The organism is Metabacillus sp. KH_069 (assembly GCF_057838075.1).
In genome coordinates this window covers 3,362,344-3,375,636 of sequence record NZ_CM174460.1, presented here as the reverse complement: position 1 = coordinate 3,375,636, position 13,293 = coordinate 3,362,344, and the positions used below count along the sequence as shown (strand labels likewise).

At 42.2% G+C, this 13,293-nt stretch carries 13 protein-coding genes; 11 read left to right on the top strand and 2 right to left on the bottom strand.

Going from position 1 to position 13,293, the window contains the following annotated elements; all coding sequences use genetic code 11:
• Positions 1–66 precede the first annotated feature (66 nt).
• From AC3ISE_RS17025 to AC3ISE_RS17010, 4 genes are all read left to right on the top strand, one after another.
• Positions 67–1,254 carry an acetate kinase gene (locus tag AC3ISE_RS17025; RefSeq protein WP_489221885.1) on the top strand — a complete coding sequence of 396 codons (1,188 nt, stop codon included), beginning with the start codon at positions 67–69 and terminating at the stop codon, positions 1,252–1,254.
• Between the two features lie 337 nt (positions 1,255–1,591).
• Complete coding sequence (locus AC3ISE_RS17020) at positions 1,592–3,007, top strand: Na+/H+ antiporter NhaC family protein (RefSeq protein ID WP_489221884.1); 1,416 nt, start codon at positions 1,592–1,594, stop codon at positions 3,005–3,007.
• Positions 3,008–3,104: 97 nt separating this feature from the next.
• Positions 3,105–3,959 carry an EcsC family protein gene (locus tag AC3ISE_RS17015; protein ID WP_489221883.1) on the top strand — a complete coding sequence of 285 codons (855 nt, stop codon included), beginning with the start codon at positions 3,105–3,107 and terminating at the stop codon, positions 3,957–3,959.
• Positions 3,946–4,461 carry a MogA/MoaB family molybdenum cofactor biosynthesis protein gene (locus tag AC3ISE_RS17010; protein ID WP_489221882.1) on the top strand — a complete coding sequence of 172 codons (516 nt, stop codon included), beginning with the start codon at positions 3,946–3,948 and terminating at the stop codon, positions 4,459–4,461. Before AC3ISE_RS17015 ends, AC3ISE_RS17010 begins: the two co-directional genes overlap by 14 nt.
• 54 nt (positions 4,462–4,515) lie before the next feature.
• Here AC3ISE_RS17010 and AC3ISE_RS17005 read toward each other — a convergent pair whose 3' ends face one another.
• The gene (locus tag AC3ISE_RS17005) at positions 4,516–4,827 is read right to left on the bottom strand and encodes a hypothetical protein (RefSeq protein ID WP_489221881.1); all 312 of its coding nucleotides are present in this window, start codon (positions 4,825–4,827) and stop codon (positions 4,516–4,518) included.
• A 185-nt stretch (positions 4,828–5,012) separates the two neighbouring features.
• Between AC3ISE_RS17005 and AC3ISE_RS17000 the strand changes: the two genes are divergently transcribed.
• The 3 genes from AC3ISE_RS17000 (at position 5,013) to AC3ISE_RS16990 (ending at position 7,853) form a co-directional block, all read left to right on the top strand.
• The gene (locus AC3ISE_RS17000) at positions 5,013–6,224 is read left to right on the top strand and encodes an argininosuccinate synthase (RefSeq protein WP_489221880.1); all 1,212 of its coding nucleotides are present in this window, start codon (positions 5,013–5,015) and stop codon (positions 6,222–6,224) included.
• Positions 6,221–7,594: an argininosuccinate lyase gene (gene argH, locus AC3ISE_RS16995; RefSeq protein ID WP_489221879.1), complete on the top strand. Its 1,374-nt coding sequence runs from the start codon at positions 6,221–6,223 to the stop codon at positions 7,592–7,594. The genes AC3ISE_RS17000 and argH overlap by 4 nt, the downstream gene beginning before the upstream one ends.
• A gap of 88 nt (positions 7,595–7,682) precedes the next feature.
• Entirely contained in the window at positions 7,683–7,853 is a 171-nt protein-coding gene (locus AC3ISE_RS16990) for a hypothetical protein (protein ID WP_165971054.1), read from the top strand.
• Positions 7,854–7,880: 27 nt separating this feature from the next.
• On the opposite strand, the gene AC3ISE_RS16985 is transcribed toward AC3ISE_RS16990, so the two are convergent.
• Positions 7,881–9,179 carry a purine-cytosine permease family protein gene (locus tag AC3ISE_RS16985; protein WP_489221878.1) on the bottom strand — a complete coding sequence of 433 codons (1,299 nt, stop codon included), beginning with the start codon at positions 9,177–9,179 and terminating at the stop codon, positions 7,881–7,883.
• A gap of 495 nt (positions 9,180–9,674) precedes the next feature.
• On the opposite strand from AC3ISE_RS16985, the gene AC3ISE_RS16980 reads away from it, so the two are divergent.
• From AC3ISE_RS16980 to AC3ISE_RS16965, 4 genes are all read left to right on the top strand, one after another.
• A complete protein-coding gene (locus AC3ISE_RS16980) occupies positions 9,675–10,433 on the top strand; it encodes an SDR family oxidoreductase (RefSeq protein WP_489221877.1) in 759 nt (252 codons plus the stop codon).
• Between the two features lie 523 nt (positions 10,434–10,956).
• Positions 10,957–12,075, top strand: coding sequence for an alanine dehydrogenase (gene ald / locus AC3ISE_RS16975; protein ID WP_489221876.1), 1,119 nt, complete (start codon positions 10,957–10,959; stop codon positions 12,073–12,075).
• A 119-nt stretch (positions 12,076–12,194) separates the two neighbouring features.
• Entirely contained in the window at positions 12,195–12,878 is a 684-nt protein-coding gene (locus AC3ISE_RS16970) for a metal-dependent hydrolase (protein WP_489221875.1), read from the top strand.
• Positions 12,879–13,007: 129 nt separating this feature from the next.
• Entirely contained in the window at positions 13,008–13,247 is a 240-nt protein-coding gene (locus tag AC3ISE_RS16965) for a hypothetical protein (RefSeq protein ID WP_070877738.1), read from the top strand.
• Positions 13,248–13,293: the final 46 nt, after the last annotated feature.

Below are 13,293 nucleotides of genomic sequence, written 5' to 3'. Positions count from 1 at the left end.
GGAAGAGAACCATTTCTTATTTTTAAATAGGCAAATTGCTTTATATAAAAAGGAGCGGTAAACATAATGGCAAAAGTAATTGCAATTAATGCAGGGAGCTCTTCTTTGAAGTTCCAATTATTCGAAATGCCGGCTGAGGACGTATTAACAGCTGGTCTTGTAGAACGCATCGGTTTAGATCAAGCAGTATTCACGATCTCAGTAAATGGAGAAAAAATCACAGAAACGACTGATATTCCAGATCATGCTGTTGCTGTTAAAATTCTTCTTTCTAAATTAACTGAGCTTGGAATTATTGGTTCATTGGATGAAATTGAAGGGATTGGCCACCGTGTTGTTCACGGCGGGGAAAAATTCGATGATTCCGTGCTGATTACACCTGAAACACTGAAAGAAATTGAAGAGCTTTCAGAACTTGCTCCTCTTCATAACCCGGCTAACGTTGTCGGCATTAAGGCTTTTAAAGAGGTTCTTCCAAACGTGCCTGCTGTAGCTGTTTTTGATACAGCTTTTCATCAGACAATGCCGGATCAATCTTTCTTATACAGCCTTCCTTACGAGTACTATGAGAAATTCGGCATCCGTAAATACGGCTTCCACGGAACGTCTCATAAGTATGTTTCAGAAAGAGCGGCTGAATTATTAGGCCGTCCAATTGAACAGCTTCGTCTTATTTCCTGCCATTTAGGAAACGGTGCAAGTATTGCTGCCATTGAAGGCGGTAAATCCATTGATACTTCTATGGGCTTTACCCCGCTTGCTGGCGTGGCAATGGGTACACGTTCAGGAAATATTGATCCAGCTTTAATTCCATTTATCATGGAGAAAACGGGTCATTCTGCGATTGAAGTATTGGATATTTTAAATAAAAAATCCGGTCTGCTTGGAATTTCAGGCTTATCATCTGACCTTCGCGACATTACAAAAGCTGCGGAAGAAGGCAATGATCGTGCAAGAACTTCATTAGAAGTATTCGCAAGCAGAATCCATAAATATATCGGATCTTATGCAGCACGCATGTCCGGTGTAGATGCGATTATCTTCACTGCCGGAATTGGTGAAAACAGCATCGACATTCGTGAACGTGTCCTTCGCGGATTAGAATTTATGGGTGTATACTGGGATCCTGCTCTTAATCAGGTCCGAGGCGAAGAGGCGTTCGTAAGCTATCCTCACTCACCAGTAAAAGTCATCATTATTCCTACAAATGAGGAAGTTATGATTGCCCGCGATGTTGAGCGTATTGCTAAATAATAAGAATTGATTGATAAGAAGACAGTCATCGTTGATGGCTGTCTTTTTGTTGTCTTCATGTCTGCAAGCTGCATTAGTGGAAATGTTATATTTTTGGCACACTATTAAGAAAAGCGGAACCGACTGTTCAGACCCGACAGACAGATAAGGATTCGTCAGAAAAGGCGCTTTTTGCCTTTACTGACGAATCTGTTCTGGCCGAGGGGCTAGGAGGTGAAGCTAGACAATGAGAAAAGCGGAACCGACTGTTCTGGCCGAGGGGCTAGGAGGTGAAGCTAGACACCAATCCGCAAATTTTTTCTCTTTAAAAAATGCATGAAAGAAAGGAGCAATCTGTTTGGAAAACGCCTGGCTCTCACTTGTTCCGTTTTTAATCGTTATTGCCCTATCAATATGGCTTAAAGAAATTTTGCCTGGTCTAGTATTTGGTCTGCTTGCAGGTTCTTTTATTGTAAATCCTGATCTTCTAGGAGGTCTGGAGGAAGTCCTGAATTATGTGTTAAAAACGCTGTCAGACGATACAAATATGAAAATTATCGGTTTTCTGTATTTGTTTGGCGGGTTAGTCGGAATGATGAAAATATCCGGAGGAATTAAAGGGTTCTCCGAATGGGTCGGAAAGAAAGTAAAGTCAGAGAGGGGGCTGCTCAGCATTATTTGGCTGTCTTTGCCTTTCACCTTTATGATGCCGATGTTCAGGATTATGATGATTGGTCCTGTAATAAAATCATTGATGGAAAAAAGAGAGCTGTCGAAACAAAAAGTTGGTTTTACGATGGATGTTTCAACTGCATCAACGATTGTTCTGTTGCCTGCAGGTACAGCATTTACCGGTTTTATGCTTTCACTGGTAGAGGGCGGAATGGAAAGAAATCAGCTGGACTTCGCTCCCTATGAGATTTTTCTCTCAAGCATACCTTTTAATTTCTTTGCGATTGTCATGCTTGTGCTTGGATTGATCAGCACCTTCAGAAAACCTAATAAACAGAGCCGTGCTAAAAGTGAAAAAGCAGCGGAAGAAGAACATCCCTATCATGGAATTGGTCTTAAGCAGGAGCTTGAAGAAGTAAAAGCCGAGCCTTGGCATTTAATTGTTCCTTTATTTCTCCTTCTCGGACTATCTATGTTTCTTCTGTGGCAGGATGGGAGGGAAAAGGGCGGCAATACAGTATTTCAAGCTTTTGCAAAAGCGGATGCGACCTTTGTTATGCTGCTTGCTGTTTTCTTAACACTGGTGATTACTTTCCTGTTTTACAGTATACGCCGTGTCCCGCTGAAAGAAACACTTTACCATTTTTATGACGGCGGCAATCAGATGATGCAGGCAATCATCCTTCTGATTTTAGTATGGGCCCTCTCACTGTCAGCAGAGGATATTGGTTTTTCTGATTTCATCAGTTCGACGCTTGGAAATGTTCTGCCTGCTTCCTTCGTGCCGGCTATAATCTTTTTGCTTGGATCTGCTGTCGGTTATTTTATTGGATCCTCCTGGGGAACATGGGGGTTATTTATGCCGCTTGGAATAACACTTGCTGTCGCTTCAGGTGCTTCCATACCGCTTACTGTGGGTGCAGTATTTGCAAGCGGGGCATTTGGCGCCATGACCTCCCCGCTTGGAGACACTACCATTACTACAGCCTCAATACTCGGTATGCCAGTTGTAGAGTATGCCCGCTATAAATTGAAATTTACCGCAATCGGCTGTGCCGCTGCTGCCGTATTATATGTGGCCGCTGGTTTTTTACTGAAATAATCAACTGAAAACACTAAATAAGACCAATGAAACCGTACGATTCAATATGATATAATTGAAGAAATAATGGAGATGTCTGGAAACAGGAGGAAGGAATATGACGCTTTCAAATCGGGAAAGTCAGCTGCTTGCAGAAATAAAAGAGTGGGAACAGCAATTAGGGGAGGATTTTCGCTCAGATTTTGGCCGCACGTATGATAAATGGCTAAATCGAAAGCTTAATGAGATTCCTGAGCCAATTAAACGAAAATTTTTTGATAAGCTGGACGATATTCTCTTTCATTTGCATTCTTTTATTCAAAATTCTCATGTGCAGCATGATGCAAGACAGCAGCTGCTCATGACTGCAAAAACGTTTGATGAAGATATTCATCATATATATGACCTGAAAAAACTAAGTGTTGATCAGCTGCACTATATATCAGACTTACAATTGTCCAAGCATCGGCTATATTCATTCGTTCAAGGCGGCTTAGCGGGAACAGGCGGATTTCTATTAATGGGAATTGATCTGCCGGCTCAAATGCTGCTGAATCTGCGAGCTGTTCAAATGACGGCTCTAAGCTATGGGTATGAAGTGAATTCTCCTTTTGAAATGATGACATCTTTAAAAGTTTACCATGCGGCGCTTCTGCCCAAGCATCTTCGATATAAACAATGGGCTGCGCTGACAGAGGATCTTAGAAACCAAGATGAAAATCCGTTTTTTTACGAGGGAGAAGATAAGCTTGCCAATCAGGCGAGCATTGATCACTTAATTAAACAGCTTGTTAAAGTATCCGCTATTACCATGCTGCGTAAAAAGATGATTGGCGGTATTCCATTGATCGGCATGGCTATCGGTGCCGGAATCAACTACCAGCTGACAAGACAAATTACAGATTTTGCCCATCAATATTACCGCTACAGGCTGCTGCTTGAAAAAAAGGATGCCGATTATGAGTTCAATTGAACATAAATTGCATGCACCTGTGAAGGTGTGCTGTAAAATTATAACAGTCAGTGATACTAGAACGCCAGATACGGATAAAAGCGGCCAGCTTATTTCGGGACTTATTCAAAATGCAGGCCATGAAGTTGTGCAGTATGAAATTATTCCTGATGAAGAAACGTTAATTAAAAGCGCGGTTGTCAGCGGATGCAAATCCAGTGAAATTGATGTCATCCTTCTAAGCGGCGGCACTGGAATCGCAAAAAGAGACGTCACCATTGAAGCAGTTCAAAGTTTGCTTGAAAAAGAGATCCCGGGGTTTGGAGAGCTGTTCAGAATGCTCAGCTATCAGGAGGATATCGGATCATCAGCGATCCTGAGCAGAGCCATTGGAGGCGTTGCTGATGATACTGTCATCTTCTCAATGCCAGGGTCAGCGGGTGCTGTTAACCTTGCAATGGAAAAGCTGATTATTCCCGAACTTGGACACGTTGTCAGAGAGGTTAAAAAAGATTTAAAATAATGCGCAAAAAACATCACCGTCTCCGGTGATGTTTTTTTTATACATTTCTATTCATTAACCATGCATCCGTTCTGATACGTTCTGATGCAGCCTGAACCAGAGCCATAAGTCATTGATAATGGATGCATGCTCAGATATCTCCGCGTTAAGTCTGCAGGACCTTGAAAAATCCTCTTCATTGTTCAATTCATTCTGTTTAGCGTTAATCTGTTCTTCTATTTTTGCAATTTGATCGGGTATGCTCCCGCGGATTTTTTCCCATTGCATCAGGATCGCTTCCTGTTCATGTGGATGAATCTTTTCCCACTCCACTTCGAGGTTTGGACAGTAGATACCAAGCCTCTCGCTAAAACGAAAATGTTTCATTGCCATTCCCCCGTGCGCAAGCTTTCCTTCATTTTACATGACCCTTGTATAAAATTCACGATTATTTCATAAAAAGTTTTGCGAAATCTATTGAAAAACCATGGATAACTTGTTAAAGTGGTATTTATCAAATGAATAGTTATGAATCTAAATTAATATTTATACATCCGAGAGGGGAAATTAAGATGACTTTAAATAAAAAAGTAGTGTTGGCTTATTCAGGCGGTTTAGATACTTCAGTAGCAATCAAGTGGCTTCAGGATCAAGGATACGAAGTGATTGCATGCTGTTTAGATGTCGGTGAAGGAAAAGATCTTGCATTTATTCAAAGCAAAGCGCTGCAGGTTGGGGCTTCTAAATCATACGTAATTGATGCAAAGAAAGAATTTGCTGATGAATTTGCATTGGTGGCTCTTCAATCACATGCTTTATATGAAGGAAAATACCCGCTTGTATCTGCATTGTCACGTCCTTTAATTGCTAAAAAGCTAGTAGAGGTTGCGGAGCAGGAGAATGCCATTGCAGTTGCGCATGGCTGTACGGGAAAAGGCAATGATCAGGTTCGGTTTGAAGTATCTATTAAAGCTTTAAACCCTGACCTTGAAGTGCTTGCTCCAGTACGTGAGTGGAGCTGGTCGCGTGAGGAAGAAATTCAATATGCACAGGACAACAATATCCCGATTCCAATTAATCTCGGCAGCCCGTTTTCAATTGATCAGAACTTATGGGGACGAAGCAATGAATGCGGAGTTCTTGAAGACCCATGGGCAGCTCCTCCTGAAGAAGCATATGACCTGACAAATTCCATTGAAAATACACCGGATACAGCTGAAATGGTGGAAATCGAATTTGAGCAAGGCGTACCGGTTTCATTAAATGGCACAGCTTATCCGCTGGCAGAGTTAATCCTTCATTTAAATGCACTTGCAGGCAAGCATGGGGTCGGAAGAATTGATCATGTAGAAAATCGCCTAGTTGGCATCAAATCTCGTGAAGTATATGAATGCCCGGCTGCGATTACGCTGCTTAAAGCTCATAAAGAATTAGAAGATCTGACTCTTGTTAAAGAAGTGGCACACTTTAAACCAGTTATTGAAATGAAGCTGACAGAACTCATTTATAACGGCTTATGGTTTTCGCCGCTGAAGGATGCCCTGCTTGGATTCCTGAAAGAGACACAAGCATATGTTACAGGAACGGTGCGGGTAAAACTTTTTAAAGGTCATGCCATTGTTGAAGGCAGAAAATCTGCATACTCTCTTTATGATGAAAAGCTTGCAACATATACAACTGAGGATTCATTTGACCATCAGGCAGCAGTTGGGTTCATCTCGCTTTATGGACTTCCTACTAAGGTCAGCAGCATGGTGCAGGGAAAAAAGAAGGTGAACGTATGAAAAAACTGTGGGGTGGACGTTTTCAAAAAACACCTGAAAAATGGGTGGATGAATTTGGAGCATCCATTTCCTTTGATAAAGAACTCGTTCTAGAAGATCTTCAGGGAAGCCTTGCGCATGCTCATATGCTCGGACAATGCGGGATCATCGAACCAGCTGAGGCCGAGCAAATTAAAACAGGTCTTATTCTTTTAAAAGAAAAGGCTGAAAATGGAGAGCTTGCGTTTTCCGTGGATTACGAAGACATCCATTTAAATCTCGAAAAGCTGCTTATTGATGAAATCGGGCCTGTAGGAGGCAAACTTCATACAGGCAGAAGCAGAAACGATCAAGTTGCTACAGATATGCACCTTTATTTAAAAAATCATGTGAAGGAAATTACTCAGCTGATTACTTCCTTTCAGCAGACGCTTTTAGAAAAAGCAAAAGAGAATGTAGAAACGATTTTGCCGGGCTATACTCATCTTCAGCGTGCACAGCCAATTTCGTTCGCACATCACCTTCTTGCCTATTTCTGGATGCTTGAGCGGGATAAACAGCGTTTTGATGAATCCTTAAAGCGCATCAACATTTCTCCGCTCGGCTGCGGGGCGCTTGCAGGGACAACGTTTCCGATTGATCGTCACTTAACGGCTGAACTGCTTGAATTTGAAGGGATTTATGAAAACAGCCTTGACGGAGTCAGCGATCGCGATTTTATCGTTGAATTTCTGAGCAACAGCTCTCTGATGATGATGCACTTATCACGCTTATGCGAAGAACTGATTTTATGGTGCAGCCAGGAATTTCAGTTTGTAGAGCTTGATGATACTTACGCAACAGGAAGCTCCATGATGCCTCAGAAGAAAAACCCGGATATGGCCGAATTAATCCGCGGCAAAACGGGACGGGTCTATGGCCATTTATTTGCTTTGCTGACGACTTTAAAAGGATTGCCTCTCGCTTATAACAAGGATATGCAGGAGGATAAAGAGGGAATGTTTGACACAGTCCGGACAGTAGAAGGAAGTCTGCAAATTTTTATTGGCATGATCGGCACGCTTAAAGTAAAAAAAGAGAAAATGAAGAAAGCGACAACAGAAGATTTCTCAAATGCAACGGAGCTTGCGGATTATCTTGCTAAAAAAGGCATGCCTTTTAGAGAAGCACACGAAGTAGTTGGAAAACTTGTTTATACTTGCATTGAAAAAGGCATTTATTTAAAAGATCTTTCACTCGAAGAATATCAGGATGCGTCTTCTTTATTTTCTTCAGATATATTTGAAACAATCGATCCATATACGGCGGTTGCCAAAAGAATAAGCGATGGCGGCACGGGCTTTTCAAAAGTAAAAGAAGCGATAGCTAAGGCTGATAAAGCATTACTGTGAAATTTGAAGGTTTTACCATCGTAAACAGGTCCATTTTCACAAACGATAGTAAAGAATACACTATCTGAACTTGAAGGAGCTGTTACCGATGGGAAAAGAAAAAGATCCAAAAAATCAATCGGCTTATTATGATTATGAAGGAGAAAATGAAACATCACAGTTAATTACAGATGCTTATTCAAGCGGAGTAGTTGAACAGCAGTACGAACAAAATTTTCTTCAGGAAAATCTTCAGCCGCGAGACGAAGATAAAGAATAGCTTTTATTCTAATACAAGAAAAAGTCATCAATCATGATGACTTTTTTCTTTTTTATTAAGGATCAAGCAGAGCAGGCCAGAGGTGATAAATGTTAAAAAACCAGGTGAAAAAGGATCAGGAATGATGAAATAAATACATATCCCGCAAATAATGGCGATAGCAGCTCTTCTGTTTATTTGCTTTGAGGAGACTTGTGCTGTTTTATAATGATTCATCACAAATTCCACGACAATAACAGCAGATAGCGGAATAATCGCGGATCCCAACAAAGAAATGAAATAAGAAGCTTCCGTGACAAACGCAGGAATTGTACTCAAGCAGATGGCCGCTATGCCGAAAACAGCTGCACTTTTCAGTCTTCCAAGTGCCGGGAAAATATTCAGCAGGCTGAAGGCACCTGTATAAGCATTGTTCAGATTGATTGAAAACATCGATAAAATCGAACAAAGTAAAATGACCATCACGAGTGGAATGGAATCAGTCAAGGTACTTGCTGATATGAATGGATTCAGCTGGTTATAATAAAAGGCACTATATGCCCCGAAGCAGGCTGTCAGGAAAAATCCAAAAAAATTGCCTGCATATAAGCCAAAAAATCCGTGCTTAGGAGATTTCGCATATCTCGCCATATCCGCTGAAGCGCTGACGCCAGAAATATACTGGACAAATACAAGGCTTGCATAGAGAGCCATTGTCAAAAAGGCAGAATTTGAGTTTATGGGCATATCAGATGCTGAAGGCGATGCTGATCTTGTAGTAAAATACAAATAGAAAATAGCTCCTTGTCCAGCAAGCAAAAAAGGCAGGAAATATTTTGTGATTTTTTTTACAGCATCAAAACCTGCAGCTGCAATTGCAGCCATGCCTGTTCCAAGCAGCATAGCAAGGGGAGCGAATTCAAGTTCAATTTGAAAGTATCGTCTGCAGATCTCAATGATCATCAGTGTTCCGCCTATTGTTTGAACGCAGAACCAATAAAGTGATGTAATAGTGCGCACCGGTGAAGAGAAAAAGCGCGCTCCTTTTGTTCCAATAAAAGACCTTATCGCATATTGTGCAGGAATTCCGTGAACTGAGCCTGGAAGCGATAAAAGCGAAACAAAAAAGAAGGCAAGAGAAGCTCCAATCACTGTGCATAGTACTGCCTGGAAAAAAGAAAGTCCCCCTTCCATAACGGCCAGCGCAGGAAGAAGAAAATTGCCTGCATTAACAGAAAACGATAATTGAATGATAAAATAGTCAAACCAGGAAGTGCTGCGACGTTCCTTAGGGACAGCCTCTAATCCGTATTGTTCAAGTTTTGATGCGATCGCAGATTGGGCCATGATTTTTCCGCCTTTGTTAATTATTTATTTTATGTATCTGGATCATCTGCGGACTCCATGCTGTTATATAATCAGATCTGCAGAAGGTTCAGGCATTGTCAAACCCGGACTTTTCGGGTGAATTCTTATCAGTCTGTAGGAGCTAAACAGTCGGTTCCGCTTTTCGTTTTGTCTAGCTCCACTTCCTAGCCCCTCGGCCATAACAAATTCCCCCAAAAAGTCAAAACCGGACTTTTCGGGTGAATTCTTATCTGTCTGCCCGAGTCTGAACAGTCAGTTCCGCTTTTCGTTTTGTCTAGCTCCACCGCCCAGCTCCTCGGCCAGAACGGCTCATCCAGCAAAGGCAAAAAGCGCCTTCGCCGGCTGATCCTTATCTGTCTGTCGGAGCTAAACGGGCGATTCCGCTTTTCGTTATTGTAAGATTGTTTTCATTTCAATACAATAAAAAAGATAAATAGCATACTATATCCCGGTGCACCGAGGAGGATTTTAACGTTGAGACATGCCATCATAACAGCTGGTTCAAAAGGTTTAGGAAGAAAAGTGACGGAGCTGTTCCTCTCTGAAGGCTACTCTGTCACAATTAATTACCGCAGTGATGAATCTGCCGTTGCAGAGCTAAAGAAACAATATGCACATCTTGAAGACCGCATGCTTTTTATTAAAGGGGACGTAACTAAAAAAGAAGACCTGCTTTATTTAGTTGATGAGGGATTTAAAAAGTTTGGCCGCATCGACTGTTTAATTAATAATGCCGGTCCTTACATATTCGAAAGAAAAAAATTGGCTGATTATCTTGACGCGGAATGGCATGAAATGATAGACGGCAATTTGACCGCTGTCTTTTATCTGCTGAAAAAAGTGATTCCCATCATGCGAAAACAGCAATACGGACGCATTATCACATACGGTTTTCAAGGAGCTGATTCATCATCAGGCTGGCTGCATCGGTCTGCATTCAGCGCAGCTAAAACCGGTCTTGCATCTCTCACTAAAACGATTGCGATTGAGGAAGCAGAATACGGCATAACGGCAAATATGATTTGCCCTGGCAATATCACAGGAGAGATGAAGGAAGCCAGTATTTCTCAGGCAAGAGAGATTCACGACCCGGATACTCCGATTGGCAGATCAGGAACGGGAGAAGATATCGGAAGACTGATTGCGTTTTTATGCAGTGAAAATTCAGATATGATTACCGGAGCTGTCATCGAAGCTACCGGAGCTGTAAATGTATTGAACCGCCGCCCGTAATGTTCACCTCAACTCATGTTGGGGTGTTTTTTAATAGAGAGAAAATAAACCTCCCAGCTCCTCGGCCAGAACGGCTCCGTCTGTAAAGGCAAAAAGCGCCTTTTCAGCCGGATCCTTATCTGTCTGCCTGCGCTAAACAGGGCGGTTCCTCTTTTCGTGGTATCTAGCTCCACCTCCTAGCCCCTCGGCCAGAACAAATTCCCCCAAAAAGGCGGGACCCGGACTTTTCGGGTGAATTCTTATCTGTCTGCCCGAGTCTGACCAGTCGGTTCCGCTTTTCGTTATTGTCTAGCTCCACCGCCCAGCTCCTCGGCCAGAACGGCTCCGCCAGTAAAGGCAAAAAGCGCCTTTTCTGTCGGATCCTTATCTGTCTGTCGGAGCTAAACAGGGCGGATCCGCTTTTCGTGGTAAACGCACATTTCCTAGAATACATTTCCAATTCAGGTGAGTTTCCATATGATAAATTAAGGAAATACTTAAAATAGAAACGGATTGAAATGGAAATGATACAGGAGGAAAAACGATGAAGATCGGCATACCTAAAGAAATTAAAAATAACGAAAACCGTGTGGCTATGACCCCTGCTGGTGTCATTCCCCTTGTTCAGGCGGGGCATGAGGTGTATATTGAGCAAAACGCAGGGGAAGGATCGGGTTTTCCGGATCATCAGTACATGGAAGCAGGTGCGAAAATCGTTGTCTCACCAGAAGAAGCCTGGGCGATGGATATGGTGATGAAGGTAAAGGAACCCCTTCCATCTGAATACCAGTACTTTCGTGAGGGGTTGATTTTATTCACCTATCTGCATCTTGCTGCTGAATCAGAGCTTACCCGTGCACTGATTGACCGGAAAGTGGTTGGGATTGCTTATGAAACGGTTCAGCTTCCAAACCGCTCATTGCCTCTTTTAACACCGATGAGTGAAGTGGCCGGAAGAATGGCTTCACAGATTGGCGCGCAATTTTTAGAAAAGCCAAAAGGCGGAATGGGTATCTTATTGTCAGGGGTACCCGGAGTGAAGCGCGGGAAAGTGGCCATTATCGGAGGCGGGGTAGCTGGAACGAACGCTGCCAAAATCGCCGTCGGGCTTGGGGCCGATGTTACCATGCTCGATGTAAACCCGGATCGTTTGCGCCAGCTGGATGATATTTTTGGAAAAGAAATCACCACGCTTATGTCAAACCCCTACAATATTGCTTATGCTGTCAGCCAGTCAGATCTTGTGATTGGAGCTGTGCTTATACCTGGGGCAAGAGCTCCAAAGCTTGTGTCTGAGGAAATGGTCCAAAGCATGACTCAGGGTTCAGTCATTGTCGATATTGCAATTGATCAAGGAGGTATTTTTGCTACTACAGACAGAATTACAACTCATGATAATCCAACATATGAAAAGCATGGAGTTCTTCACTATGCTGTAGCGAATATGCCTGGTGCTGTGCCAAGAACATCAACGATTGCTCTGACGAATGTAACTGTTCCTTATGCAGTGCAAATCGCAAATAAGGGTTACAAAAAAGCCTGCCTGGAAAATGAATCGCTTTTAAAAGGACTCAATACATTAAACGGTTTTGTAACTTATGAAGCAGTGGCGGAATCTCATGGATTAACTTATTCAGATGCGAAAGCATTGCTGGGTGAATAATCGAGTACAGCGGACATTGAAAAGAATGTCCGCTTTTTCATGTCTGTTTGAAGGTTATAATGTGACATCAATGGTCATTTTTAGTACGATAAAATTATCAATGGATTGGGAGTGAGAAAATGAAGGTTTCATACCATGGACATTCAGTTGTGAAAATTCAAACGGATAAACATACGATTGTCATTGATCCATTTATTAATGGAAATGGCCAGACAGACTTGAAGGTTGAAGATTTAAAAGTTGATGTTATATTACTGACACACGGTCATAATGACCACGTCGGAGACACCATTCAGCTTGCGAAACAAAACAATGCCCTGGTTGTTGCTCCTTTTGAACTTGCTACATATTTGGGATGGAAAGGATTAAATGTCCATCCAATGCATATAGGCGGATCACACAAATTTGAATTTGGAACGGTGAAATTCACTCAGGCATTTCATGGTTCCAGCTATGAAGAGGAAGAGGAGCAAAAAATCGTTTATACAGGCATGCCAGCCGGGATTCTTTTTAAAAATGAAGGAAAAACGGTTTACCATGCAGGGGATACGGCGCTCTTCTCAGATATGAAGCTTCTGGGAGAATTTGAAGATCTTGATCTGGCCTTTTTGCCGATTGGGGATAATTTTACAATGGGACCTGAGGATGCTGCGATTGCTGCCAAGTGGATCAAAGCAAAAACGGTTGTTCCTATGCATTACAATACATTCCCTGTCATCGAACAGGATCCAAAAGAATTTGTCAGCAGACTCTCCAGCAATACCGGAAAAGTGATGGAAGCTGGAGAATCTATTAAACTATAAAGCGCAGGCGGGGGTTATTCCTCCGCTTTTTCTATGTCAATTTTTCTTCTCTTAAATCCACGGTGTTTCGCATGAATGAGAGGACCAGTGCATAAAATGAAACAAGCTGTAAAAAGGAGTTGGTCTATAATGCGTATTCTTTATATCTTATTTGCCGGAGCCATTGTCTATTTTGCATTGCCCCGTCTGGATTTTTCAAGCAGCAGTTCTTTGGAAAGCTTCTTTTCTCTAGTTTGGCTGATCTTTGCTTTATGTGTGATTGGCGGTAATATGACGGGGCTGATTTATGCTCCTAAAAAACGTTCTGCAAAACGTGCAGCTGTGCGCAAGTACCAGGCAAAAACTAAGCAGCGTGCAGCAGCTCGTTGATATAAAGCGTTCACACCCTTATAATGAAATTGGAAGATAAGAATGG